This window comes from Bartonella sp. LJL80 (assembly GCF_054871565.1).
In genome coordinates this window covers 217,501-241,771 of sequence record NZ_JBTXLM010000001.1, presented here as the reverse complement: position 1 = coordinate 241,771, position 24,271 = coordinate 217,501, and the positions used below count along the sequence as shown (strand labels likewise).

Below are 24,271 nucleotides of genomic sequence, written 5' to 3'. Positions count from 1 at the left end.
AAATGTCCTTACAAAAGCATCTTGTAAACGATATAGGCAATAATCAACACAACGCAGCCAATGCCGAAAAACCATTTGAGCCGCGGCATAACATATTCAAGCACCGTCAGGCCAAATTTACGTATGAGCCATGCCAGAAGATAGAAACGCGCACCGCGTGCCAAAATCGCCGATAGGATAAACAGCCATATGTCGACGCCAGCAACACCGGCCAGTATGGTAACCACTTTGATGGGAGGCAGATGAGATAAACCCGATGTCACGAGTAAGAGCAAAATAATCTCCATACTCGTATTGCTGCGCAAAACCTCGAATGCTTCATACTTACCGTAAAATTCCAACACGGGTTTGGCGATGGTTTCATAGGCAAAATGACCGATAAGCCAGCCTGCTATACCGCCAAGCACGGAAAAGAGTGTTGCAATAAACGCATAGCGATAGGCTTTTTCACGCTTGATCATCGCCATTGGGATGTACAACACATCCGCCGGGATCAGGAATACCGAGCTTTCGACGAATGCGATAAAGGCCAGCCAATATTCGGCTGATTTGCGTCCCGCCAGTGAAATTGTCCACTCACTCAGCCTTTTTAACATTCATCTCTTTCCCTGTTATGCGCGTTATGTGTAACTTTAGGATGTGGCGATATCCAGCCGCTTTCATAAAAATGACAATAATTTTTTGTATTATAAGCATGAAACAGTTGACGAGACCTTAGTTCTTAATATAGTCCAGCAATTCCTGACACATGCTTTGTGTCTTCACTTCATCGATGCGGGTGTGGTGGAACTGGTAGACGCGCCAGACTCAAAATCTGGTTCCGAGAGGAGTGTCGGTTCGAGTCCGACCACCCGCACCAAATCCGCAATGTCGGATTTCCTCAAACCGCTGCTAAAGGCGGCAAATAAGGGGAAGTATTTTGTCAGCTTTCGACGTTATTATCTATCACAATCCGCGCTGTTCAACATCTCGCAATGTTATCGCGATGGTACGGGCGATAGGCCATGAGCCACATATCATAGAATATTTGAAGACGCCGCCCACTGCCGAACTGCTTTTGCTGCTTGCCAACCGTGCCGGTGTTTCTATTCGCGAATTTGTCCGACAAAAAGAAGACAATTATCAAGCTCTCGGTCTCGATGACGAATCATTGTCGGACGAGCATATCGCGCAGTCCATGCATGATCATCCTGAATTGATAAATCGCCCGATAGTCGTCTGCCCAAAGGGTGTGAGCCTTTGTCGCCCGGCAGAGAAGGTGAGCGAACTGCTTATTCTGCCTGAATAATCAGATAACAAGCTTGGTTGGAATGTCTGGAAGTTATGTTTAATGAGCGATGGCCTGCACAAACCTACATTGCGCAAATTCCTCATCGCCTTGGGAATGATATTTCCGCTTGTCGGTGCATCATCTGCTGACAGCCGTCTGACGAACGACGAATTTGTAATGTTTCTGCCTGATATTGCCTATGAGGACGACAAAGGAAATATTTTGGCTGGTGTGCAGGCATGGGTTTATGAAAAAGAAAAGCGTCGTGGACTGACACATATGTTAGCGCTTTTCTTGGGCATCGATATGTCGGCCCTAACACCGCCGCAGCGACAACAGCTTTATGCCCGTACCCAGCTTTTTCGTGTTGATTCGGAACGCGGTAAAGAACTTTTCGTACGTGATGAGGCGGATATTGTCCATCAAATGCCGAAGACTGCCAGCAATGGCCGCAGCCAGATACTCGCGACCGTTACACTGAACAATAGAAACCGCAAGGCACAATTGACGTTCCAACTCACCAATGCCGGGACACCCGCTGATGCAGATATTGCAGTGGCAAATTTTGCTCCTAAAACGGGCCTTTCCATTATTTCAGACATTGACGACACGATTAAGGATTCGTCTGTAGGTGATAAGAAGCAACTGCTGATAAACACCTTCTTGCAGGATTTCGTCGCTGTTGATGGCATGGCAGATTTCTATCGCGATATGAATGTCGATGACAATGTTGCCTATCACTATGTGTCATCATCACCGATCCAGCTTTATCCGGTGCTTCATGACTTCATGGTAAAAAACGGATATCCGCTAGGCTCGATGCATTTACGCGAGGCAACCCGTTGGAGTGATATTGTCCCGCTTCCCAACGCATCGCGCAGCCATAAGACAAAAAGTATCGAGCGCATTCTGCAAGCCTATCCAAAACGGCGATTTATACTGATTGGTGATTCTAGCGAGAATGATCCTGCTATTTATGCAGAGTTCAAGCGACGCTATCCTGATCGCATTTCTGGTATCATTATTAGAAATGTCACGCCGCAAAAGTCGGCAGAGCAGACCAATAGAATCTTTGACGGCTTGGATAACAAAAGCTGGATCGTTTCTTCTTCGGTGCAAGAAATGCGCAGCTTTATGAAAGTGCTTGATTAAACCTAGAGCACGTCCGGTATTTGATGAACCAAATACGTGCTCTAAGTTTTAATTTTTCCGCATTTTTTGTCCGATAGGAGTGGGATTAAGAAAACGATCCTTTGAATCGTTTTCCCCACGGATGCGCTTCACACTTTTCGGAAAATGCTCCACAGGCCCTAATGCAATAGAAGAACTTTAAGCTGCAACATCATATCCGCTGTTGAAGTAACTCGTCGACAAAGGCTGGTACGCTGATGCTGGCGGGGCCTGAAATCGCTGTATCAAAAAGGGAACTGATAGCATTGTCACAGGCAAGGTTAATCTCGACACATTCGGCTCCTGCAGCTTTTGCCAATGAGACAAACCCGGCTGCGGGATAGACCAATCCCGATGTACCGATGGCGATAAACAAATCGCAAGAATGGAGTGCCTGCTCAATGCGATCCATGTGGTAGGGCATTTCTCCAAACCAAACAATGTCAGGCCGAAGCGAGCCTTTGACAAAGCAATGCGGGCACACGCTTTCATCGTCAATATCATCACACCAAATGCTTTGATGGCGGCAGGAAAGACAAAGCACACTATTGAGTGTCCCGTGCATATGGCTGAGATGAATGGAACCGGCCCTTTCATGCAGATCATCGACATTCTGTGTCACAAGCAAAAAGCTGCCTTGCGCTTCTGCTTCGAGCCTCGCCAATGCGAAATGTGCTGCGTTAGGCTTGGCCAGAGCAGCATCTCGGCGACGTTGATTGTAAAATGCATTGACCAGTTGCGGATTTTTTATGAAAGCCTCTGGCGTTGCGACGTCTTCAATGCGATATTTATTCCATGTGCCATCGTCTCCCCGGAACGTTTCTAGTCCGGATTCTGCGGAAATACCGGCTCCGGTCAAAATAACAATATCAGGATTTTTGCTCATTTATCGCTCACATGTGACAAGAATGGTTTCTCTTTTGCCAGAAATGCGTATGGTGCGCATCGTTTATTTTAAAAAAAGGAATCGACCGTTTGGCCTTGGATAGTGACAGCAAAAAAACACTTCGCCAGAAGGTCGAGGATGCAGATCTTGCGCTCGCTCTCAAAAAACGGGCTGCAGGGGACGTGGGTTGGGCCGATGCCCATATAGAACTTTCTGAAGCACTGATGGCTCTGGCCGATGCTGAAGATAATGATGACGTTGCGCTTAACCACTATCAGGAGAGTGCTGACGGCTTTGAAAAGGCGTTGCAGGTTTTCACGCGCGAGCAGCATTTTGCCCGCTGGGGCGCTGTTGTGGTGTCCTATGTGCGTTGTCTGCGCAATTTTGCGTTGCGGGAAGGCGGTCAAGTTGCGACATTGCGTTTGAAACGTTCTATCGCATTGCTTGATGATGTTTATCTGGCTTTGCCCGATGATAAAGGTGCGATTGACCGCGCTCTTGTTTCAACCGAAAAAGGCCATGTTTATCGTGCTCTGGCCGACACCGATCTTTTGCGCGCGCGCGTGATTCATCTAGCCGATGCTGTCCGAGCATTTGATAGTGCTGCGGCCATTATGCGTGAAAAAGAAAATTTCTACTATTGGTCGCTTGCTGTTTCAGCCTGTGCATTGGCAGCCGCAGAGCTTGCGCGTATGCAGAAGCCAGATGACGCACGCAAGAGTTTTCAAAAAGCGATCGCCGGGTTTGAGACAGCCTGCGCTTATGAGCATGGCAAGGATCGCCCGCAAGACTGGTCCTATCTCAAATTTGAAATGGGTCGGGCTTTGGTTCAGCTTTCCGTGCTTGATGAGCGCAAAAGGTTCGATCTGCTGGAACAAGCATTGAAATCTTTTCAAGATGCAAAAGCATCTTTTAAAGACAGCAACGGCGATATCGCTTTGGTTCGCCTGCAGAATGAAACGGCAATGACACTTTCGCTCTTGGCACAGCACCCTAAGTCCAAGAATCCCGAAGCACTACTCGAGCAATCGATCGAGCTTTATCAAGGCAGTATCGACATTCTGGGCGACAAGAATGACCCGATAGCAACGGCCGTTGTCTATGGAAATTTTGGCAAGGATTTAACCCAGCTTGCAAACCTGTCGGCAATGCCGGCCCAAAGTTTGAAAAGGCGTTATGAAGCCATTGCCGCACTGCGTAAGGCAATCGGTGATGAATTGCGCCACACCCGCCCGCTCGACTGGCTATCCTACTTTGTTGAGTTGGGAGCGGCCTTGCAAGCGGCGGCCAATTTAGAAGAGCCGGACAAGAAACATGATCTGTTTTTGGAGGCGATAAAACTCTATAATGAGGCTCTGAAAACGATATCGGAACCGCAGCATGCAGATTTGATTGCGAAACTCATGCAGTGGCGCGGTTTGGCGCGTGCGCATTTGGGGGAGGGCGACCAATCTCATCATGGATTGACGCAGCTTAAACAGGCAGAACTTGATTTCCGTATGATTTTGCCCAAACTCGACCCGCAACGCAATAAGCAGGACCTCATACGCCTTCATACCAACCTTGCGCATCTGCTTTACGCAATGGCACGACGTTCGGATTCGGAAGATCCTTTAGCTTTGCTGCAATCCGCTTTAGAAGCGATCGAGACGGCTTTGTCATTGATGCAGCCGGATGCCTCCTGTGACGATGACGAGCATGTCGCAGCTTTATCCCATCAGGCGTTGATCCTTTGGCGTATGGGATCGTTTGGAAACGTTATGGAAGCTTTCCCCAAAGCGCAGAGCATCTATGAACGGCTTTTGCTGATACCGCTTTTGAAGGACAATCCCGCCAATTTGCAGCGGCTGATGAACAATTATGCTCTGATGTTGCGTGACTGGGCAGACAAGGAAAAGCCGGCAAAAGCGAAAGCCTATCTGGAAACATCCCGAAATTTACTGCAAGAAATGCGCGCTTATGCGCTACGACAAGATGATGAAAAGTCCGTTGTGCAAATAGATAATGATATTCGCATGGTCGACGATAGAGAGCGCGCTCTAAAACCCAAACGGTTTTGGCAAATCTGGCCGTTTCGGCGCCAATAAAAACTTGCCGTCAAGAAATTGATACAGTTCGGTGCCGCTTGGCAACGAACTGTATGATTTAATCGGTGAAGTGTACGACGACGCCCGGCTTGACCATTTTTGCCAATTCCTGTGCATCCCAATTGGTGAGCCGGATGCAGCCATGGCTGGAGGTTTTTCCAATCCGGGATGGCTCGGGCGTTCCATGTATCCCGTATGTTGGCTTGGAAAGTGCAATCCAAACCGTGCCCACGGGACCGTTGGGTCCGGGTGGAATAGTTAAAATGCGGTCGTTGCTACCCTGTTTGAAGTTCACCTTGGGATTATAAGTATAATTCGGGTTAATGGCGATCCGTTCCACCTGCACGGTGCCGGAAGGCGAGGGATTGTCGGATGAGCCAATGGTTGATGGATAAGCTGCGACAAGGCGCCCTGCCGCATTATAGCCTCGTACCTGTTTGCGTGCTTTATCGGCAATAATACGCGTCACGCTTTCCCGTTTGGGTAAAAGAAGGTTGGGTACTTTGATTGTTTCTCCCGCGCGGGAAAAATGTGCTGTCGGATTGAGTTCCTGAAGAAAAGCTTCATCGATGTGGAAGCGCTCTGCCAGCATTTCGCGTACCGATGTATAAGACATCGCAGGCATTTGCGCTTTCATCGCGTAGTCAGCAGGGATTGAAGCCGCATAGGGCTGGTTTATATCCTTATCAGTAATCGTATATTGCGTGAAAGCCGGTCCGCCTGTGGCCTGCAAAGCCGCTTCCAAAGCTGCTTTGTCATTCGGATCAATAAACCGCCCGCTGATTTCACCTGCGGCAGCAGCAGCCTTGTCAAAATTGCTTCCTGCGACGCCATCGATAGCACCGGGCGAAGCGCCGATACGGTCCATCAATATCTGTATGGCGGCAACGCTTTCTTTTGCTTTGGGCATTTGTATGGCCGGTGCATAGTCACTCGGCGTTCCATCGGCACGATAGGGTGGGGCATTCGGCGCTTCCGGCACATCGGTGTCATAGGGTGATCCGCTATCGATCGGCCCTTGATTGTTGATGCCGAGCGGCGGCGGAGTGACGCCGGCAGGATATGCAGGCGGTTCTTCCACCCTTACAATCTGTCCACGATCATCTGTGTAGATACGCCGGCCATATTGATCTTGATAAAGACGAAGTTGCTGTTGTCTTTGTTGTGGAGGAACGTCGGCGGGATCATAAAGTTGTGCCAGCTGCATCACTGGCTCGCTGGCGGCGGCAGTGTTGTTGCAGGTCAAAGCGACAGGGATCGCGAGAGAAACAGATAAAAGCAAACGAAACATTGAAAACCGTCTTAAACCCAATTTCATAAAGATTAGCCGCATATGGTTAACAAATGGGTTAAGATAGCTTGACGGCAAGAAGATGACCACTTTTCTAAAACATTCGTAAGCCGTGTGGGGCCCGCAAACGCTATCTGCGATGCCCGATGATAACGATGACAGAATGGTTTTGGTGAAGTGCTTAACAAAGCAATTCTCAAACCGATATTAGAATTTAAATTCCGGCTTGCTCGTGGAGGCCTTTTTTTCCAGCTCGATGCAGCCGCTTAGAGTTGAATAATCGCCCCCGCCAAATGATGCTATTTCGTTGCAATGTTTGCGCGTTTCGGCGGGTATGCTATCCCAATCAGCCTTGAGCTTATCATATGACCGCTGTTCCAGCTCAATACAGCCATTATAGGTGCTGCTTGAATATGTACCGCCAAATTCGGCAATTTTTTTGCAATGTGCCGGCGGATCGAATTTCGGTAATTCCTGTGCTGCCGCCGAACAGATCGACATTGCGAATAGTGTCATTGCGTAGAGAATCAGTTTTTTCATTAGAATGCTCCCAGTAAGACAGGACCCGGTTGGGCTGCATTGTGCAGCCTGTCTTGCCTTGTTAGAAATGCACAAAAATTGACATCATTCAACATGCAAGGACTTTTATCGACAAGGCATTACCTTGATGCGAAAGTCGCCGATACATACTGACAGGCAATGGTTTTGAAAAACGGAGAAGGGATGGTGCTGCGAGAGAGGATTGAACTCTCGACCTCTCCCTTACCAAGGGAGTGCTCTACCACTGAGCTACCGCAGCTTAAAAATGCGTTTCGGGCGGCGTTCTGCCACATTGCGGCCGATTAGGCAAGCAGACAATCGAGTTTGTCGGAAGAAAAATCAAGCTTATGCCATATGGCTGGTATTTTTTCTATGACGGTGATATGACGGCCTGCATTCTAAAAGATAATTCAACAGGTTTGACGGATGGCAGATACAACCGCCCAACAGCGCCGCAAGGATAGGCTTGCGAAACAATTGCGCGCTAATCTTCTACGTCGCAAATCGCAGGCGCGCGAGCGTGACGAGGCAGCAGAAGTGGACGAAGACCCATCACAACAGCATGATGGGAAACCTTCGACCGAGCAGGTTTAGAAAAAGAATATTTACAGCCTTTTTAAGGCCAATAAACCGCTCTAAACAAAGCTGCAAAGTCACTGTGCAAACGGTGCGAATATAACAAGGAAAGGCTATACGGGATGGATCGTATCAAAATTACCGGCGGTAACCGCTTAAATGGTGTTATCCCGATTTCGGGGGCTAAAAACGCTGCCCTGCCTTTGATGATTGCATCTCTTCTGACCGACGATACATTGACATTGGAAAATGTTCCGCATCTCGCCGATGTCGAACAGCTTATCCGCATATTGAGCAATCACGGTGTCGACTATTCCGTTAATGGCCGTCGCTTGCATCAAGATAGCGCCTATTCCCGTACGGTGCATTTTACCGCGCGCCACATCGTGACAACGCGCGCGCCCTATGAGCTCGTCTCGAAGATGCGGGCGAGTTTTTGGGTTATAGGCCCTCTTCTGGCCCGTATGGGGGAAGCCTGCGTTTCATTGCCCGGCGGTTGTGCGATCGGCACCCGTCCAGTCGATTTCATTTTGCAAGGGCTGGAAGCTCTGGGTACTGAAATGACAATTGAGAATGGCTACGCTCACGCACGTGCGCCCAAGGGACTGCAAGGGGCGGAATATACCTTCCCCAAAGTGACAGTAGGTGGGACCCATGTCATGCTCATGGCGGCAAGCCTTGCGCACGGACAAACCGTTTTAAACAATGCGGCTTGCGAGCCCGAGGTTGTTAATCTGGCTGATTGCCTCAATGCCATGGGTGCAAAGATTACCGGTGCCGGTACGCCAACGATTCATATTGAAGGTGTCAGCAGTCTTTCTGGTGCGCGTGTCAGGGTTATTTCTGACCGTATCGAGGCGGGGACCTATGCCATGGCTGTGGCCATGACAGGCGGTGATGTTTTGCTTAAAGATGCTGATCCCACTTATCTGCGCGCTGTGTTGGATATATTGGCCAAGACCGGCCTTGCTATCGAAGAAGGTGACGAAGGTATCCGCGTTGCTCGCAATGGTCATGATATTGTGCCGGTGGATATGGAGACCCAGCCTTTCCCGGGGTTTCCAACGGATTTACAGGCGCAGTTCATGGGGTTGATGACACGCGCGAAAGGGACTTCGCACATTACCGAAACGATTTTTGAAAATCGGTTTATGCATGTTCAGGAATTAGCACGGCTTGGTGCCCGTATTTCGCTTTCTGGCCAAACTGCGACCATTGAAGGTGTGGAGCGTTTGCAGGGTGCGCAGGTTATGGCAACGGACTTACGAGCATCGGTTTCTTTGGTTATTGCGGGCTTGGCTGCACAAGGAGAAACAATGGTCAACCGCGTCTATCATTTAGATCGTGGGTTTGAACGTTTGGAAGAAAAACTATCAAATTGCGGTGCGGCTATCGAACGTATCAGCGGATAATATAATACCTGTAAGACATAAGATGAGGTAGGGCGATGCCACTTTTGAAATTAATGGCCATGGATGATGAGGATTTAGAAATCCTTTCTGCACATTTGCAGGATGCTGTGGTCAAGGTGGGCGACCTCGATTGGCGTTGCGCGGAAAAACGCTTTGTAGCCGCACTCAACCGCTTTGCTTGGGAAGAACAGTTAAGTGGCGGTATCTTCTCCCGTCGAAAAACAGGCGAGAGGCATCGCACAGCTTTGCGGTTTGACCGTGTTTTAAAAGTCAGTACCCGTGGAATTGATCGTAGTAAGCCGGAAAATGTACTCTCCCTTCTGACCGTTCAGTTTCAAATGACGCATGCGCCGGCAGGGACAGTTACGATGATTTTTGCCGGTGATGCAGCCATCCGGCTTGAAGTGGAATGTATCGAGGCGCAGCTGACTGATCTCGGCCCGGTTTGGGAAGCGAAGGCGCAGCCAAAACATAAATAGATCTATCGGTCAGGATAAAAATTCATGGTTCAAGTTCTTCGTCAGTCTGCCAACAATTTTGAAACAGAATTCAGCACGTTTCTTGATTCGAAGCGTGAGGTTTCGCAAAGTGTCGATGATGCTGTACGCGATATCATCCTTCAGGTCAGAACACGCGGTGATGAGGCGCTGATCGATTATTCGCAAAAATTCGATCGCGTTGAGCTTTCCAGTGCAAACCTGCGTGTTACAGACGATGAAGTCGACAGTGCAGTGCGGCAAGTCGCACCGAAAACCCTTGATGCTCTGAAGCTGGCGCATGATCGTATCACAGCATATCATCAAAAACAGCTTCCGCAGGATGAGCGTTTTGTTGATCCCTTGGGCGTCGAACTTGGATGGCGCTGGACGGCGGTTGAATCGGTGGGGCTGTATGTGCCAGGCGGTACTGCAAGCTATCCAAGCTCGGTGCTGATGAATGCCGTGCCTGCCAAAGTTGCCGGGGTTGAACGCATTGTCATGGTCGTTCCAACACCAGATGGTCAGTTAAACCCGCTGGTTTTGGCTGCTGCCAAGCTTGCCGGTGTAAGCGAAATCTATCGTGTTGGCGGCGCGCATGCCGTTGCAGCACTCGCCTATGGTAGTGAAACCATTCGCCCCGTGGTGAAGATTGTCGGTCCGGGTAATGCTTATGTTGCTGCGGCCAAAAGACAAGTCTTCGGCAAGGTGGGCATTGATATGATTGCCGGCCCTTCCGAGGTGCTTGTTATTGCAGACAAAAATAATGATCCGGATTGGATTGCTGCCGATCTTCTGGCGCAAGCAGAACACGATACCGCTGCACAATCCATTTTGATGACCGATGATGAAGCATTTGCCGACGAAGTCTGCAAGGCTGTTGAAGCGCAACTCAAGATTCTAAAGCGCGGCGAAACGGCGGCCAAAAGCTGGAATGATTTCGGTGCGGTCATTCTGGTTGACCGGTTTTGTGATGCGCTAGAGCTTATCAATCGCATTGCAGCAGAACATCTGGAGCTTGCCGTTGATGATCCTGATGCGCTTTTGCCGGGAATCCGCAATGCCGGTGCAATCTTTATCGGTCGCTATACACCCGAAGTCATTGGTGATTATGTTGGCGGCTCAAACCATGTTCTGCCTACAGCCCGTTCGGCCCGGTTTTCCTCCGGACTGTCGGTTTTGGATTATATGAAGCGCAGCTCGCTATTGAAACTCGATGCAGAGCAATTGCGAATACTTGGTCCGGCAGCCATCGAGCTCGCCGAAGCCGAAGGGTTGCAAGCTCATGGGCGTTCTGTCGCGCTCAGGCTGAACCTCTAAAAAACGGGTGAAGTAGGAGGCGAAGTGGAGCACGCAAGGCTGATCGATGTTGAGCTGGATGAAAGTATCGGTCGTTCAACGCCTGAGATTGAGCACGAACGCGCTGTTGCCATTTTCGATCTGACGGAAGAAAACAGTTTCAAGCCGGTTGGTGACACAGGAGATGGGCCCTACCGGTTGAAATTATCGCTCGTTGATAAACGGCTCGTCTTTGATATCGCTCGTGAAAACGGTGAGTGGGTTACTACCCACATTTTGTCGCTTACCCCGTTTCGACGGATCGTCAAAGACTATTTTATGGTATGTGATACCTATTATGAAGCCATTCGTTCAGCCACGCCCAGTAAAATCGAAGCAATCGACATGGGCCGAAGAGGTTTGCACAATGATGGTTCCAATACTCTACTTGATCGATTGAGTGGCAAGATTGATATTGATTTCAAAACGGCAAGACGCCTTTTTACTCTCCTTTGTGTGCTGCATTGGAGGGGTTGAATATGTCTGAAGATCAACCCTCAAATGCTCAGCACCCAGGTTCGGTTCTTTTCGTCTGTGGTATGAATTCTATCCGTTCGCCAATCGCAGAAGCACTGACGCGCAAGATGTTCCCGGATGTCTATGTGGCGTCGGCCGGCGTCGTCAAGGGAGAGCGCGACCCATTCGCGGCATCGGTGATAGCGGAAGACGGCCTATCGATGGACGCGCACAATCCGCGCGGTTTGGAAGAGTTGGCCGATGGTTTCTTTGATCTGGTCATAACGCTCACACCGCAAGCCCATCACGCTGTTTTGGAACAGATGCGCAGTTTTTCAGTCGATGTGGAATATTGGCCGACACCCGACCCGGCACTTGCCACCGGATCGCGCGAGCAGATCCTTGATGCCTATAGAGATGTCAGAGAAGCCTTGAAAAAAAAGATAACAGAACGATTTAAATAGTAACATCCAGTAAAAATGCAGGTGTTTTTCAATCGGTTATTCACAAATGCTGCGGAATGCGATAGGTTCCGCGCAACCGAACGGGTCAAATCATGTCCGTTTGCAACAATCTTATGCAAATAAGCAGTTAAAGAAAACAGGTAATTTATGGCCAAAGAAGAAGTCTTGGAGTTTTCCGGTATTATTACGGAGCTTTTGCCCAATGCAATGTTCCGCGTAAAACTTGATAATGATCATGAAATTATAGCCCATACAGCTGGGCGTATGCGTAAGAACCGTATCCGCGTTCTTGCCGGCGACAAGGTCATGGTCGAGATGACCCCATACGACCTGACCAAAGGCCGTATCACCTATCGATATAAGTAAGTTCGAAGCGGATTAAGCAATCATGCAGGATGATCGTGCATCAGCAAGGCCAAATCTTGTTCTTGCCTCGGCTTCTCCGCGGCGTTTGGCATTGCTGCATCAAATTGGCATAGATCCCGATCATCTGCACCCGGCCGATCTTGATGAAACACCGAAACGTGGTGAACATCCACGCTTTTTGGCCAAGAGGCTCGCAGCCGGTAAAGCGCAAAAGGCCGAACAAATTATCCGTACTATGCCGGATTTCCGGCACGCGCTGGTGTTGGCGGCCGATACAGTTGTTTCTGTGGGTCGAACAGTTTTGCCAAAACCGGATGGTGAAGACGAAGCACGCGAATGTCTGCGACTTCTTTCTGGGCGGACGCACAAGGTCTATACCGGTGTCTGTCTTATCAACGGCAAAGGCAAAAGTCACCATAAACTGGTAGAAACCCGTGTCCGGTTCGAGCGTTTGAACCGCAAAGTAATCGATGCCTATCTGGCATCAGGTGAATGGCGTGGTAAAGCCGGTGGCTATGCGATACAAGGACGCGCGGGCAGCTTCGTGATCCAGCTTGTCGGGTCTTATACCAATGTTGTCGGCCTTCCCCTTGCTGAGACGGTGGAGCTTTTAACTGCTCAAAACTATCCTGTGTTTGAAAGCTGGGCCAAAGGCGATATCTGATTATGGCAGAGCCGAAAGATATTTCTCCTAAAGCCGATGCCAAGGTTACCCCCTTGCGTCCACCACATCCTTGCCCCGAATGTGGCAAGGCATCTACGCGTGAACATTATCCCTTCTGCTCGCCGCGGTGCCGCGCCATCGATCTTAATCGCTGGCTTTCGGGCTCATATGTGCTGCCAGGCAAGCCGTTAGACAATGCGGATGAAGAAGAATGACAACCAATAAGCCTGTGGCGATTTTTGATGCAGGTATAGGCTCTTACGCTATTGTCGATCTTCTCCATAAAAAGCAGCCGCAGCGCGATATTATTTATTTTGCCGACCGTGCAAACTTTCCATATGGCAGCAAATCGGCAGATGAATTGGCCGCCATTATGCGGCAAACATTTCAACGCCTCATGGTTTATGATCCGTCCGCCATTATCATCGCATCCAACGCGCCGTCGATTATGGTATTCGACCGCATAAAGGATGAATGTCCTGTACCCCTCTATGGCGTTTTTCCTCCCTTGGAAGAGGCCGAACGAAAAAGCAGCACCGGTTTTATTGCCATTATGGGCGTAGCTTCAATGGTTGATAGCGCCATGGCTAGGGATTTTGTGCAAAAACATAGCAAGGAGCCGCAAAAGGTCGCGCTTGTAAACGCATCCTCCATGGTTGATTTAGTGGAAAACGGGTGTTTTCTGTTCGATCCCGTGGCTACACAAGCCGCTGTCAATTGCTTTATGCACGATCTTTTGACGCTTCATCCCAATGTTGATACCTGCACCCTATCCAGCACGCATCTTCCTTGGCTGAAACCGTTCTTTGAAAAGGCATCACCTCAGTGTCTTTTTCTTGATCCGGCAGAAAGTATCATTGAAGCCATTGATGCAGGCGAGGCAGGCACGGGGACGATAAAGGCGCTTGTCAGTGAAAGTCCAAGCTATCGACTTGATGATTTTCGCAAGATGCTTGATCAAATCGGCGTGACAATTTCGCTTGAAGTTGTTGGTGATATGCCGGTTTCGTAACGCTTCACTACCGATCGGTTTGATGCGACCTTCTACTGAAAACCATTGGTAACATTTTTACGTCCCATCTTGTCTTTGCAACATCTTGTGCATCGAACTTTCATTCACCATATCAAATCCAGAACACGGCTTGCCATTATGGGAGCCTGTCACTGCAAGCCTGTAATGCCGAAATGGGTTATGGGAAAAAGGAGACGATAATGAATTTGGAAAAATACACTGAACGCGTGCAGGGATTTTTACAATCTGCACAAAATAATGCTTTGTCATCGGATAATCAGCAATTTGTTCCCGAGCACCTGCTCAAGGTTTTGCTTGATGACAATGAAGGTCTTTGCGCATCATTGATTGAAAAGTCCGGTGGCAACCTCAAAGAGGCAAAAGCCGCTTTGGCAACAGCCTTGTCTGCCTTGCCGAAAGTCAGCGGCGGCAATGGCCAGCTTTACATGTCGCAGCCTTTGGCCAAGGTTTTTACCAAGGCAGAAGAATTGGCAGAAAAAGCGGGTGACAGCTTTGTGACTGTTGAGCGTTTGCTGCAAGCATTGCTGATGGAACCCACAGCGAAAACATCTGAAATTCTTTCCAAAAGCGGTGTCACACCGGCTGCGTTGAACAAGGCGATAAATGAAATGAGAAAAGGCCGCACTGCTGATTCGGCAAACGCCGAAGCGCAATATGATGCACTGAAAAAATATGCCCGTGATCTCACAGAAGATGCGCGCGAGGGTAAGCTTGACCCCGTTATCGGACGCGACGAAGAAATCCGGCGTACGATTCAGGTTTTGTCGCGGCGCACCAAAAATAATCCAGTGCTGATTGGCGAACCGGGAGTGGGCAAGACGGCAATTGTTGAAGGCTTGGCGCTTCGTATTGTCAATGGTGACGTGCCGGAAACTTTACGCGACAAAGCCCTGCTTGCGCTTGATATGGGTGCGCTCATAGCCGGTGCGAAATACCGTGGTGAATTTGAAGAACGGCTGAAAGCCATTCTCACAGAAGTTCAGACGGCCAATGGTGACATCATTCTTTTCATTGACGAGATGCACACTTTGGTGGGTGCCGGTAAATCCGATGGTGCCATGGACGCTTCCAACCTATTGAAGCCTGCTTTGGCGCGGGGTGAATTGCATTGCGTGGGTGCGACGACACTGGAAGAGTATCGTAAATATGTCGAGAAGGATGCCGCTTTGGCGCGTCGTTTCCAACCTGTTTTCGTCAACGAGCCGAGCGTCGAGGATACGATTTCGATCCTGCGTGGTATCAAGGAAAAATACGAGCAACACCACAAGGTACGTGTAGCGGATTCGGCTTTGGTTGCCGCGGCAACTTTGTCCAACCGTTATATAACCGACCGCTTTTTGCCCGACAAGGCCATTGATCTTGTCGATGAAGCCGCCTCGCGGTTACGAATGCAGGTCGATTCAAAGCCTGAGGAGCTTGATGAACTTGATCGGCGTATCTTGCAATTGAAGATCGAGCGGGAAGCTTTAAAGGTCGAGACCGATACGGCATCAAAAGACCGATTGGAGAAGCTTGAAGACGAACTGGTTGAATTGGAAGAAGCTTCCAATGAAATTACTGCGAAATGGCAGGCGGAAAAGCAGAAACTAGGTCATGCAGCTGATTTGAAAAAACAGTTGGACGACGCACGCAATGCTTTGGCGATTGCCCAGCGTAATGGCGAATTGCAACGCGCGGGCGAACTTTCATACAGTGTTATTCCTGCATTGGAAAAACAATTGTCGGATGCAGAAAGTCAAGAAAATCATGGCTCGATGGTGGAAGAAACCGTGACGCCTGATCACGTGGCGCAAGTTGTGTCGCGCTGGACCGGCATACCGGTTGACCGCATGCTGGAAGGCGAGCGGGAAAAGCTCTTGCGGATGGAAGACGAAATCGGCAAACGTGTCATCGGGCAAGGTGAAGCGGTGCAGGCGGTATCTCGCGCTGTTCGACGCGCACGTGCTGGTTTGCAGGATCCAAATCGCCCGATTGGTTCTTTCATTTTCCTAGGCCCCACGGGTGTCGGTAAAACCGAGCTGACCAAAGCTTTGGCATCTTTCCTCTTTCAAGATGAAACAGCAATGGTGCGTCTTGATATGTCGGAATATATGGAGAAGCATTCTGTATCGCGCTTGATCGGCGCTCCTCCCGGATATGTCGGTTATGAAGAAGGCGGTGCATTGACAGAAGCCGTCAGACGCCGTCCTTATCAGGTCATCCTGTTCGACGAGATCGAAAAAGCACACCCTGATGTCTTCAATGTCTTGTTACAGGTTCTCGATGACGGTCGCTTGACCGATGGTCAGGGGCGGACTGTTGATTTCCGCAATACACTGATTATCATGACGTCTAACCTTGGATCGGAGTTCTTGACGGCGCTGGGCGATGAAGATGAAGCTGATAAAGCGCGCGATGACGTTATGGCCGTTGTGAAAGCAGCTTTCAGACCGGAATTTCTCAACCGCGTTGATGAAATCATCCTGTTTCATCGTTTGCATAGAAAAGAGATGGGCGCTATCGTCAACATCCAGCTTGAACGCTTGCAGTCTTTATTGTCTGATCGAAAAATCAAGCTTGTTATCGAAGACGATGCTCGTGAATTTCTTGCTGATAAGGGTTACGATCCTGCTTATGGTGCCCGTCCGCTTAAACGGGTGATCCAGAAAGAGGTTCAAGATCCGTTGGCGGAAAGGTTGCTTATGGGCGACATCCTCGATGGCTCGACGGTGAAGATCACACGAGGATCAGATCGCTTGAATTTCAAGCCAACGCCTGTTCATCCGGTCGATGAGGCTAAAGACTGAGCATGAGGACGTTGTGTTGACAACACATTCGATCAGTTAACAAAAAAGGTCGCCAATTGGCGACCTTTTTTTGCTATTGAAGATTTTCTTTTAAATTTGGTTCGTATGCTTTTCAATTATTCATCAGGCGTGGTCGGCACTGGCTCATCAGCTGGCTGCTGAATATCCGGCGTTGTCTGAAGGGTTATTCCTGCAATCAGATGCCCCTGCTTGTAGTCGTAAATGACCAGTTCGGTTTTGCCTTCAGGCGTCAATGTCTCAAGCGCGATGAGATCTCCCGATAAACTTTGCGATAGAATGCGTGTGCCCTGAGGAAGAGCAACAGCACGGTTGATCACTTCAGGAATGATCGGGACAGAAGGCACCGCCTCAGCGGGGGCGCTAGGTATTTGCTGCTCAGCCTGTATGGCTGTCGCAGGTGTCTGGTCGCTCGCCGGCGACATCACTTTGTATATTACGGCGATAAGCACGGCAACGATCAACAGCATTGTTATGGCGACAGAGAAAATCATTAGCCGCATGAGTTTGCGTCTTACGCGTTCAACGGCCGGATCAAGTGGTTTGTCCTGCTGCATGGGCTGTTCGTAAGGATCGTGATAGCCCTGATTGTCATATCCGGATTGATAATCGTCGCGCATGGCGGTATCTCCATTAACGTTGGCCCGCATTTACGTGGTTCGCGCGGATGTTTCAATGTAAAATATCAAAACCGTCCAGTTCGGTTATTATTCTATGAAGATGACCTTAAAGTTCAAGCTGACGGTTTTCCAATATGAGCTAAAGAAACAGATAGCGGCTTATCATCACTGTCCTCATCACTTAGATCGACGATAAGATCGCCCGAAGCTGTTACTCGCCAATAGATGGAGAGATCAGATTCGATTAAATTTGGATCGGCAGAGAGGCATTTTGCAAATATCTGTTCCCCGCGTGTCGATATCTTGGACACGGTGGGAACAAGCGAAGCCTCACAGGCTGTTTCTGTTGGAAACACACGCACCATATCATCAGCTGCCGTACAGGACGAAAAACCATCTGTACAAGAAACAAGCAACATGACTGCGACTAAGGAATTCATTCTGCACCCCTGCAATTGACGCCAGACTACTGCGCATTCTGGCCGGTTTATCCATGGTTAATAAACCGTTAACTTGGGCTTTTGTTCCCAAATGGGGCAGTTATTTTATAATGTGTTTGTTTGGCGCGAATTTGCGAAACCGCTTTTACGCGAAAACGGTGGCAAGAGCGCCAGCAAGCTGCACCTGCAATCGAGGGTCAGGACCTATTCATTTGAACGAAATGGTATAAGGAAATTTTGTTGAGAACGAGGAGAGTGGCCGCGGGATATATGAATATTTTCAAGGTGCTTTGACAAAATTATCAGCAGAATTGACCATATCCCGGCGGGACACAAAAACCGCTTCAATCTGCTTTTCCAAAAAGCGCTCTATTGTGCGATATCATTCAAATGAATGGGTCCTGACCCTATTGGAAGTTTCAGCCCAAAAGGGCCGGCCGGATTGGCCTCTTGAACAGATGTGTCAGGCAAAAATATCGAAATGTGTATCCGGTAAGGATAGCTGATACACGATGCCATCATCGGTGAAGGTTAAACTTGCACAGCCATTCACAGAGATAGGCACAATCTTCTCAAGCACAGCGCTGCCGAAACACGCTTTATGTCCTTTTGTGCTTTCGTGAGAGGGATCAAACGTTTCCTGCCACGTAATGATAAGCCGCGATGGCTTGTCCTCAAACGATTGAACCTCACTACGCACAATGACGCAGCCTTTCGGTTGTGACAATGCGCCATAACTCAAGGAGTTGACAATCAATTCGTGGAAAGCCAGCCCGATATGCAATGCAGCGCCGGGGAAGAGATAAGGATCTTCACCCTCGACATTGAAGCGAGCACCTTCCTTGCCGAGATATCCCGAAGCCTGTGTTTGCACGAGCTCACGAAACTGCGCGCCACGCCAATCAGAATCAGTGACAAGATCCTGCGAGTGAGACAAGGATTGAATACGCCCTTGAAATTTTTTCAAAAAGGCCTGTATCGAATCGCTATGTCGTGCAGTTTGGCTTGCAATGCTTTGAATGATAGCCAGAAGGTTTTTTGAACGATGGCTGACTTCGCGCAACAGGATTTTGAGGACCTGCTCACGACGCCGCAATTCCGACACGTTTACGCCGGTCGTTAGCACACCAACAATTTCACCATGATCATCGCGGTGGCAATCAATCGAAAACTTATACCAAACGACTTGCTTCAATGTATCTTCGAAGCGAGCTTCCATTGTCTGCATCTTGCCAGTGGCAAGCACCTGCAATTTGATGGTTTCCATGCTGTCGGAAAGATCGACAGTCATGAAGTCGCTATCTCTGCACCCCACGTGCCACTTGTCCTGTAATATATCGGGAAGATTTTCCGCCCACCGGTGTACAAGATCCGTAGTCTGGTACAACACACAGATGTCGGCCCCATGGATAGCCTGCATTAGAGCGCTAACATGGGACTTGTCCATAGAATGGGCGGAATTGGGAGCAAGGGCCATCGTGGGGTGGAATGCCTTTCGTTAAGCCACTTTCGATGCATTTTCCTGAAAGAAAAGTGCCTGAGAAATCAAAGCCTTCACCATGTCGGGGTTAAACGGCTTTGTAACCAGGAATGTCGGCTCAGGCCGCTCACCGGTCAGCAGGCGTTCAGGGAAAGCTGTAATGAAGATGACAGGAATCGCATCAGACTTTAGAATATCGTTTACGGCATCGATACCCGAGCTATTGTCAGCCAATTGGATGTCGGCCAAAACCATACCCGGTTTTTCTTTTCCGTACATTGTAACAGCTTCATCGCGCGTACGGGCAATCCCCACAACTTCATGGCCAAGACTTTCGACCAACTGTTCAATATCCATAGCAATAAGCGGTTCATCTTCAATGATCATGATGCGTGTGGCAACTTGTTCTGAAATATCGCGGGACGCTTCGTTGAGCAGCGCCTTGAACTGATCTGCACTAACATTCAAAACTTCCATAGCTTCTCGTTCATTAAAACCTTCGACAGCAATCAACAAAAATGACTGGCGTGCTTTAGGTGTGAGATAAGAAAGCTTGGCATTGGCCTTTTGTTCAATACCGAATTGCGGCATTGGCTCTGCAATATTTGGCGTGGTCTGATCGAACAGCTGGCAGAACAAACGATAGACGCTAATGCGGTCGCTGGATGATTTCGGAAAAATGGAAATATCGGCAATCAAAGCCTCAAGCATGGCAGCTACATAAGCGTCACCGGATGTTTGTGAGCCTGTGACCGCACGTGCAAAACGTCTAAGATAGGGAAGGTGCGGTGCAATACGCGTAGATAATGGCATGTTAAAGTACTCCTTCTGCCCCTGAAAGCGTGTATTGGTGTATTAACCCACAAACATTAAAAAAGTTCCAGCCTCTTGGAACTTTTTATTATGCACTATATTTATCCTCTAACGCGCGCTAAGCTCATTCTATTGATAGATACAGTTTTTAAGGGGCTCCACCATGGATGACAGCAACGATATGAACCGCGCCGACGATTTCGGTTCGGACGATGATCTGCTCGGTTCCAACAGCGAGATAGCGGTCAAATTGCGCCAATTTTATACAGCGATTCAAGACGAAGCGATACCAGACAAATTCCTCGATTTGTTGGAAAAATTAGACCAAGCCGAGCAAGCACTGCAGCACCAGGATGGGAAAGGTGAAACCGCCCATGAGTGAACATAAACCCGATTTCAAACGTGAGCTGCTTTCTATTTTGCCAGCTCTGCGTGCTTTCGCCGTGTCTTTGAGCGGTAAGCACGACAAAGCGGACGATCTGGTTCAGGATACCATTATGAAAGCTTGGGCCAAGCAGGATAGCTTCGAGCTTGGAACCAATATGAAAGCCTGGCTCTTCACCATTTTACGGAATGAATTTTATAGTCAGATGCGTAAGAAAGGTCGCGAGATACAAGATAGCGATGGCATATTCACTGAGAATATGGCCATACATCCGGCACAATATGGTTCTCTCGATTTGCAGGATTTCAAAAAAGCACTCGATGTATTGCCGGATGATCAGAAAGAAGCCATCATCCTCATTGGAGCTTCGGGCTTTTCTTATGAAGATGCAGCTGAAATCTGCGGTTGTGCCGTCGGTACGATAAAAAGCCGCGTAAGCCGCGCGCGCAATCGTTTGCAAGAACTTCTGGGCGTAGATGGTGAATCCGATTATGGACCCGACGCCCACTCCGCAGGGACAACCATGCGTTCTTTCAATATGTGAGATTGCTCCAGCGCCCTGCGCCGCTGCGGCAGCATCTGAATCTGACGAAAATAAACCGTCAGCTCTTGTCTTTTTCTATATTGCCTTAGCTATAAACGGAGGCGGGATTTTGGCAGATAACGCCGAACTCCCGCTTTTTTACAGGGTTAGTACCTGCATTTACCGTCATGGTGAAGACTGCTTGGTTCGCTGAATGCGACCGAAGCCAGTGGTCCATTTTGTATGGATACCGCCCAAAAAGGTTGATGATAGGAAGGCAATGAGCGAACCAAATGATTTAACGGACAAATTGCAAAAGCAAATGTCCACGACATCCCGTTGGCGACGGGCGGCCATCATTGTGTCGCTTCTTATGGTGTTGCTCGCATCATTTTTTATTTTTCTTTTGTCAAACGCTGTCGATCGGGAAATGGCGCGCATGGCAACAAGTTCGCAGCTGCGTGAACAATCGGATCTGGTTCTCATCAATTTGATAGAAATGGGAACATTGGAGCGTTCTTATGCGGTCAATCGCAATCGTGAAGATTATGAGCGGTTCCAAAAGGCATCGAAAAATCTCGACGACGTTTTGGATTATATTGGTTTGATCACCCACGGGCATCAAAACTGGGAAGATTGGTACCGTGCATTAAAAGAGGAAGTCGAGCAGCGACGTTCCAATATGTTAAGGCGTATCCATACCGTCAATAGTCTACCGAAAGAAGACGCCGCACGTATGATCGCCGGAGAAGTTTATGCACCCAGTGTGGATAAGCTGACAAAACTGATAACAACTTTTTTGGCAGGTGATGGTGATAACCGGCAAAAACGCCGTGAAGATATCGCCATGATGCGTGCAGCGTTAACTCTTGCCGCAATTGTTTCAGTTATTAGCACATTTGTTTTAGCATATTCTGTCATAAATCGGTTTCGCCGCGATATCCGCAAACTCAAAACCTATCAGCTTTTGCTGCATAGCGAAAACGCCGCGTTGGAAGAGCGCGTCAAGGAGCGAACGAAAGAGTTAGTGTCCGCACGCAATCATGCCGAGCGGGAAAGGCGGCGGGTTGAATTGCTTTTGCAAGACGCTAGTCATCGTATCGGCAATTCTCTGGCCACTGTATCATCGCTTCTTAGCTTGCAACTCAATCGCAGTAAGAATGAAGAGGTTCGAGCTGCATTGAGTGCTGCAAGAGACAGAATACAAACAATATCCGCGGCCCATCGGCGACTAAGACTAAGCGATGACATGGAAACGACTGCCTTGGCGGACTTCCTGCGTTCCGTGGTACACGATGTCGAACTCGGTTTGCCATTCGAATTGCGTGAAAAGGTTCAGATCGAAACGGAGTTTAAAGACTGCCGGTTACCATCGCGCGACGCGACGACCCTCGGCATCATTTTGGGCGAGTTGCTTACGAATTCGATCAAACATGCTTTTCCCGACCAAAGATCAGGAAAGATACATCTTTCCTTCGGCGAAGACTCAGATGGTCAGAATGCATTGATTGTTGAAGATAACGGCGTCGGTATGAATGAAAAGGATGACGGGCGCCAGGCAGGATTGGGTAAACTGGTAATCCAGCAACTTTGTATGCAGTTTGGTGAAAAGCCAATATTTGAAAAAACGTCAACAGGCGGTACGAAAGTAATTATTCCGTTGCCGAAATTGACGATCCTACAATAAGGCTCACGATCCCTTCTCCGGCGGTACTGTTGCAGCCGCGAGTTTCTGGTCACCTTGTCCGTTCAAGAGCGAATCAATTCTATTGCGATCTCGCTTGAAAGCCTCAAGATCTTTGCCTTTGAGCGCCTTATTATCAGGAAGCCGGATGCGCATCGGATCGACTTTCGTACCATTGACGACCACTTCGAAATGGCAATGAGGGCCTGTTGATAGCCCGGTCGAACCAACATAGCCAATGACTTGGCCCTGGCGCACACGAACACCCGGTTTGATACCCGGTGCAAAACCGTTCTGGTGAGAATATGAAGTCACATAACCGTTCGCGTGGCGAATTTCAGTATGATTGCCATAACCGCGCATCGCACCCGCCTTGATGACGACGCCATCACCAGCGGCAATGATAGGCGATCCGCGCGGGGCGGCCCAATCAACGCCGGTATGCATGCGTACATAACCAAGGATTGGGTGGCGACGCCCGCCAAAAGGAGAACGGAATATGCCGTTTGGTACCGGCTTTCTCACAAGAAACTGTTTCGAACTGCGCCCTTGTGAATCGAAATAGTCAACCGTTCCATCGGTCGAACGGAAACGATAATATTTACGGGTTACACCGCCGAACGTCGCACTTACAAACCGTATTTCCGGATCAGCGACTTCGTCACCTTCTTTTTCAGGTGCGGCGTAGAAAACTTCAAGTGTATCATTGGGGGAGGTGCGGCTCTGCAAATCAAGATCATTGGCTAAAACACGGATCAGCTGCTGCGCCGTGTTTTTCGGCATGTCATAGCTGAGCACCGCGCGGTAAACCGCATCGTATACGCTTGGCAGATTCGACGAATTGACATGGGTGAGAGGAACACCCCCTTCAAAGGCTGTTTTCAGAACCGGTGTCATTTCTGGTTCGGCACTCTCGATAAACGTATTCTTGTCATTTAGAGCGACAGACAGGGCATGGCGCATACCATGGTAGATACTCGCCCGCACCAGGTGGTCGCCACCTGCTGCTTTCGACTCAATGCCGATGCGTAAGACGCTGCCCGCATTCAAGGTGTCAGAACCATTGAAACGCGAAAGTGCTGCGGCAAGACGATCAGCCTCATCACCACCGTAATTGGCGTCATTGAGCGCATCGATGATGGTTTGTTTTTTTCTGAACGGTATAATGTCTTCTGCGTAGCCTTCTGAACCATCATCACTGGTGATCCGTGGCGATATGCTAACGTTCTCCTGAATAATACGGACATCAGGCATTTCAGAAAACTTGACGGAAGTGTTGAAATTTCCAAATTGGGCAGGATCAATATAATGGAGAGCGGCAACGCGGGTGACATTGTTACCCAGTACCAAACCGGCAGATCGGATATTTTGTTCCGCCTCGTCAGATGTCAGCGTATCTGATCCATCAAGCTTGGCGGAGTTGACGAGGAAGTCAACACTTCTGAGCGTAATCTCCGATTCGACTTTAGTGCCGTAAATCTGCAGACTACTTT

At 49.0% G+C, this 24,271-nt stretch carries 26 protein-coding genes and 2 tRNA genes (1 of these 28 cut by a window edge); 18 read left to right on the top strand and 10 right to left on the bottom strand.

Features of this window, described 5'->3' with window-relative positions; all coding sequences use genetic code 11:
- Positions 1-8: 8 nt before the first annotated feature.
- The gene (locus ACYSNS_RS01025) at positions 9-596 is read right to left on the bottom strand and encodes a YqaA family protein (protein ID WP_461721268.1); all 588 of its coding nucleotides are present in this window, start codon (positions 594-596) and stop codon (positions 9-11) included.
- Positions 597-774: 178 nt separating this feature from the next.
- On the opposite strand from ACYSNS_RS01025, the gene ACYSNS_RS01020 reads away from it, so the two are divergent.
- From ACYSNS_RS01020 to ACYSNS_RS01010, 3 genes are all read left to right on the top strand, one after another.
- Positions 775-859, top strand: a tRNA-Leu gene (locus ACYSNS_RS01020).
- A gap of 60 nt (positions 860-919) precedes the next feature.
- Positions 920-1,288, top strand: coding sequence for an arsenate reductase (glutaredoxin) (gene arsC, locus ACYSNS_RS01015; protein ID WP_461721267.1), 369 nt, complete (start codon positions 920-922; stop codon positions 1,286-1,288).
- A 42-nt stretch (positions 1,289-1,330) separates the two neighbouring features.
- Positions 1,331-2,422, top strand: coding sequence for a phosphatidate phosphatase App1 family protein (locus tag ACYSNS_RS01010; RefSeq protein ID WP_461721266.1), 1,092 nt, complete (start codon positions 1,331-1,333; stop codon positions 2,420-2,422).
- 190 nt (positions 2,423-2,612) lie between these two features.
- Here ACYSNS_RS01010 and ACYSNS_RS01005 read toward each other — a convergent pair whose 3' ends face one another.
- Positions 2,613-3,326: an NAD-dependent deacylase gene (locus ACYSNS_RS01005; protein ID WP_461721265.1), complete on the bottom strand. Its 714-nt coding sequence runs from the start codon at positions 3,324-3,326 to the stop codon at positions 2,613-2,615.
- An 89-nt stretch (positions 3,327-3,415) separates the two neighbouring features.
- Here ACYSNS_RS01005 and ACYSNS_RS01000 point away from each other — a divergent pair, with 89 nt between their 5' ends.
- Complete coding sequence (locus tag ACYSNS_RS01000) at positions 3,416-5,413, top strand: hypothetical protein (protein WP_461721264.1); 1,998 nt, start codon at positions 3,416-3,418, stop codon at positions 5,411-5,413.
- A 58-nt stretch (positions 5,414-5,471) separates the two neighbouring features.
- Here ACYSNS_RS01000 and ACYSNS_RS00995 read toward each other — a convergent pair whose 3' ends face one another.
- The 3 genes from ACYSNS_RS00995 to ACYSNS_RS00985 all read right to left on the bottom strand — a co-directional run bounded on the left by ACYSNS_RS00995 (position 5,472) and on the right by ACYSNS_RS00985 (position 7,503).
- Positions 5,472-6,731, bottom strand: a complete 1,260-nt coding sequence (locus ACYSNS_RS00995) for a L,D-transpeptidase (RefSeq protein WP_461721263.1) — start codon at positions 6,729-6,731, stop codon at positions 5,472-5,474.
- 180 nt (positions 6,732-6,911) lie between these two features.
- Positions 6,912-7,244, bottom strand: coding sequence for a hypothetical protein (locus ACYSNS_RS00990; protein WP_461721262.1), 333 nt, complete (start codon positions 7,242-7,244; stop codon positions 6,912-6,914).
- 184 nt (positions 7,245-7,428) lie between these two features.
- Positions 7,429-7,503, bottom strand: a tRNA-Thr gene (locus tag ACYSNS_RS00985).
- Between the two features lie 167 nt (positions 7,504-7,670).
- Here ACYSNS_RS00985 and ACYSNS_RS00980 point away from each other — a divergent pair.
- The 11 genes from ACYSNS_RS00980 (at position 7,671) to clpB (ending at position 16,815) form a co-directional block, all read left to right on the top strand.
- Positions 7,671-7,838 carry a hypothetical protein gene (locus tag ACYSNS_RS00980; protein ID WP_461721261.1) on the top strand — a complete coding sequence of 56 codons (168 nt, stop codon included), beginning with the start codon at positions 7,671-7,673 and terminating at the stop codon, positions 7,836-7,838.
- A 104-nt stretch (positions 7,839-7,942) separates the two neighbouring features.
- Entirely contained in the window at positions 7,943-9,232 is a 1,290-nt protein-coding gene (gene murA / locus ACYSNS_RS00975) for a UDP-N-acetylglucosamine 1-carboxyvinyltransferase (RefSeq protein ID WP_461721260.1), read from the top strand.
- Between the two features lie 35 nt (positions 9,233-9,267).
- On the top strand, positions 9,268-9,711 hold the full coding sequence (locus ACYSNS_RS00970) for a DUF2948 family protein (protein WP_461721259.1): 444 nt from the start codon (positions 9,268-9,270) through the stop codon (positions 9,709-9,711).
- A 24-nt stretch (positions 9,712-9,735) separates the two neighbouring features.
- Entirely contained in the window at positions 9,736-11,028 is a 1,293-nt protein-coding gene (hisD, locus tag ACYSNS_RS00965; protein WP_461721258.1) for a histidinol dehydrogenase, read from the top strand.
- Between the two features lie 24 nt (positions 11,029-11,052).
- Positions 11,053-11,523: a UPF0262 family protein gene (locus ACYSNS_RS00960; RefSeq protein WP_461721257.1), complete on the top strand. Its 471-nt coding sequence runs from the start codon at positions 11,053-11,055 to the stop codon at positions 11,521-11,523.
- 2 nt (positions 11,524-11,525) lie between these two features.
- Complete coding sequence (locus tag ACYSNS_RS00955) at positions 11,526-11,966, top strand: arsenate reductase/protein-tyrosine-phosphatase family protein (RefSeq protein ID WP_461721256.1); 441 nt, start codon at positions 11,526-11,528, stop codon at positions 11,964-11,966.
- A 147-nt stretch (positions 11,967-12,113) separates the two neighbouring features.
- A complete protein-coding gene (gene infA, locus ACYSNS_RS00950) occupies positions 12,114-12,332 on the top strand; it encodes a translation initiation factor IF-1 (RefSeq protein ID WP_461721255.1) in 219 nt (72 codons plus the stop codon).
- A 22-nt stretch (positions 12,333-12,354) separates the two neighbouring features.
- Positions 12,355-12,996, top strand: coding sequence for a Maf-like protein (locus tag ACYSNS_RS00945; protein ID WP_461721254.1), 642 nt, complete (start codon positions 12,355-12,357; stop codon positions 12,994-12,996).
- Positions 12,997-12,998: 2 nt separating this feature from the next.
- Complete coding sequence (yacG, locus tag ACYSNS_RS00940; protein WP_461721253.1) at positions 12,999-13,211, top strand: DNA gyrase inhibitor YacG; 213 nt, start codon at positions 12,999-13,001, stop codon at positions 13,209-13,211.
- The gene (locus ACYSNS_RS00935) at positions 13,208-14,008 is read left to right on the top strand and encodes a glutamate racemase (protein ID WP_461721252.1); all 801 of its coding nucleotides are present in this window, start codon (positions 13,208-13,210) and stop codon (positions 14,006-14,008) included. Before yacG ends, ACYSNS_RS00935 begins: the two co-directional genes overlap by 4 nt.
- A 200-nt stretch (positions 14,009-14,208) precedes the next feature.
- The gene (gene clpB, locus ACYSNS_RS00930) at positions 14,209-16,815 is read left to right on the top strand and encodes an ATP-dependent chaperone ClpB (RefSeq protein WP_461721251.1); all 2,607 of its coding nucleotides are present in this window, start codon (positions 14,209-14,211) and stop codon (positions 16,813-16,815) included.
- Between the two features lie 116 nt (positions 16,816-16,931).
- On the opposite strand, the gene ACYSNS_RS00925 is transcribed toward clpB, so the two are convergent.
- The 4 genes from ACYSNS_RS00925 to ACYSNS_RS00910 all read right to left on the bottom strand — a co-directional run bounded on the left by ACYSNS_RS00925 (position 16,932) and on the right by ACYSNS_RS00910 (position 20,186).
- Entirely contained in the window at positions 16,932-17,453 is a 522-nt protein-coding gene (locus ACYSNS_RS00925) for a hypothetical protein (RefSeq protein ID WP_461721250.1), read from the bottom strand.
- Positions 17,454-17,566: 113 nt separating this feature from the next.
- Positions 17,567-17,893: a hypothetical protein gene (locus tag ACYSNS_RS00920; RefSeq protein WP_461721249.1), complete on the bottom strand. Its 327-nt coding sequence runs from the start codon at positions 17,891-17,893 to the stop codon at positions 17,567-17,569.
- 463 nt (positions 17,894-18,356) lie between these two features.
- A complete protein-coding gene (locus tag ACYSNS_RS00915; protein WP_461721248.1) occupies positions 18,357-19,370 on the bottom strand; it encodes a sensor histidine kinase in 1,014 nt (337 codons plus the stop codon).
- A gap of 21 nt (positions 19,371-19,391) precedes the next feature.
- Positions 19,392-20,186: a response regulator gene (locus ACYSNS_RS00910; protein WP_461721247.1), complete on the bottom strand. Its 795-nt coding sequence runs from the start codon at positions 20,184-20,186 to the stop codon at positions 19,392-19,394.
- 163 nt (positions 20,187-20,349) lie between these two features.
- On the opposite strand from ACYSNS_RS00910, the gene ACYSNS_RS00905 reads away from it, so the two are divergent.
- From ACYSNS_RS00905 to ACYSNS_RS00895, 3 genes are all read left to right on the top strand, one after another.
- Positions 20,350-20,568, top strand: coding sequence for a NepR family anti-sigma factor (locus ACYSNS_RS00905; RefSeq protein ID WP_461721246.1), 219 nt, complete (start codon positions 20,350-20,352; stop codon positions 20,566-20,568).
- Complete coding sequence (locus ACYSNS_RS00900; protein ID WP_461721245.1) at positions 20,561-21,115, top strand: RNA polymerase sigma factor; 555 nt, start codon at positions 20,561-20,563, stop codon at positions 21,113-21,115. Before ACYSNS_RS00905 ends, ACYSNS_RS00900 begins: the two co-directional genes overlap by 8 nt.
- Positions 21,116-21,374: 259 nt before the next feature.
- Positions 21,375-22,781 (top strand): sensor histidine kinase, encoded by a 1,407-nt coding sequence (locus ACYSNS_RS00895; RefSeq protein ID WP_461721244.1) that lies wholly within the window; start codon positions 21,375-21,377, stop codon positions 22,779-22,781.
- A gap of 3 nt (positions 22,782-22,784) precedes the next feature.
- On the opposite strand, the gene ACYSNS_RS00890 is transcribed toward ACYSNS_RS00895, so the two are convergent.
- Positions 22,785-24,271 carry the 3' portion of a M23 family metallopeptidase gene (locus ACYSNS_RS00890; RefSeq protein WP_461721243.1) on the bottom strand. 487 nt of this gene lie beyond the right edge of the window, so only the last 1,487 of its 1,974 coding nucleotides appear in the window; its start codon lies off the right edge, out of view — the gene reads right to left on this strand; its stop codon occupies positions 22,785-22,787.

Bases quoted from the DNA above. Each gene is read 5' to 3' on its own strand.
- ACYSNS_RS00955 (WP_461721256.1), top strand. From the start codon at position 11,526: ATGTCTGAAGATCAACCCTCAAATGCTCAGCACCCAGGTTCGGTTCTT.
- ACYSNS_RS01025 (WP_461721268.1), bottom strand. From the start codon at position 596: ATGTTAAAAAGGCTGAGTGAGTGGACAATTTCACTGGCGGGACGCAAA.
- ACYSNS_RS00990 (WP_461721262.1), bottom strand. From the start codon at position 7,244: ATGAAAAAACTGATTCTCTACGCAATGACACTATTCGCAATGTCGATC.
- ACYSNS_RS00915 (WP_461721248.1), bottom strand. From the start codon at position 19,370: ATGGCCCTTGCTCCCAATTCCGCCCATTCTATGGACAAGTCCCATGTT.
- ACYSNS_RS00895 (WP_461721244.1), top strand. From the start codon at position 21,375: ATGAGCGAACCAAATGATTTAACGGACAAATTGCAAAAGCAAATGTCC.
- infA (WP_461721255.1), top strand. From the start codon at position 12,114: ATGGCCAAAGAAGAAGTCTTGGAGTTTTCCGGTATTATTACGGAGCTT.
- clpB (WP_461721251.1), top strand. From the start codon at position 14,209: ATGAATTTGGAAAAATACACTGAACGCGTGCAGGGATTTTTACAATCT.
- yacG (WP_461721253.1), top strand. From the start codon at position 12,999: ATGGCAGAGCCGAAAGATATTTCTCCTAAAGCCGATGCCAAGGTTACC.
- ACYSNS_RS01005 (WP_461721265.1), bottom strand. From the start codon at position 3,326: ATGAGCAAAAATCCTGATATTGTTATTTTGACCGGAGCCGGTATTTCC.
- ACYSNS_RS00910 (WP_461721247.1), bottom strand. From the start codon at position 20,186: ATGCCATTATCTACGCGTATTGCACCGCACCTTCCCTATCTTAGACGT.
- ACYSNS_RS00905 (WP_461721246.1), top strand. From the start codon at position 20,350: ATGGATGACAGCAACGATATGAACCGCGCCGACGATTTCGGTTCGGAC.
- ACYSNS_RS00935 (WP_461721252.1), top strand. From the start codon at position 13,208: ATGACAACCAATAAGCCTGTGGCGATTTTTGATGCAGGTATAGGCTCT.
- hisD (WP_461721258.1), top strand. From the start codon at position 9,736: ATGGTTCAAGTTCTTCGTCAGTCTGCCAACAATTTTGAAACAGAATTC.
- ACYSNS_RS00900 (WP_461721245.1), top strand. From the start codon at position 20,561: ATGAGTGAACATAAACCCGATTTCAAACGTGAGCTGCTTTCTATTTTG.
- ACYSNS_RS00925 (WP_461721250.1), bottom strand. From the start codon at position 17,453: ATGCGCGACGATTATCAATCCGGATATGACAATCAGGGCTATCACGAT.
- ACYSNS_RS00945 (WP_461721254.1), top strand. From the start codon at position 12,355: ATGCAGGATGATCGTGCATCAGCAAGGCCAAATCTTGTTCTTGCCTCG.
- ACYSNS_RS00920 (WP_461721249.1), bottom strand. From the start codon at position 17,893: ATGAATTCCTTAGTCGCAGTCATGTTGCTTGTTTCTTGTACAGATGGT.
- ACYSNS_RS00995 (WP_461721263.1), bottom strand. From the start codon at position 6,731: ATGAAATTGGGTTTAAGACGGTTTTCAATGTTTCGTTTGCTTTTATCT.
- ACYSNS_RS01010 (WP_461721266.1), top strand. From the start codon at position 1,331: ATGAGCGATGGCCTGCACAAACCTACATTGCGCAAATTCCTCATCGCC.
- murA (WP_461721260.1), top strand. From the start codon at position 7,943: ATGGATCGTATCAAAATTACCGGCGGTAACCGCTTAAATGGTGTTATC.
- ACYSNS_RS00980 (WP_461721261.1), top strand. From the start codon at position 7,671: ATGGCAGATACAACCGCCCAACAGCGCCGCAAGGATAGGCTTGCGAAA.
- ACYSNS_RS00970 (WP_461721259.1), top strand. From the start codon at position 9,268: ATGCCACTTTTGAAATTAATGGCCATGGATGATGAGGATTTAGAAATC.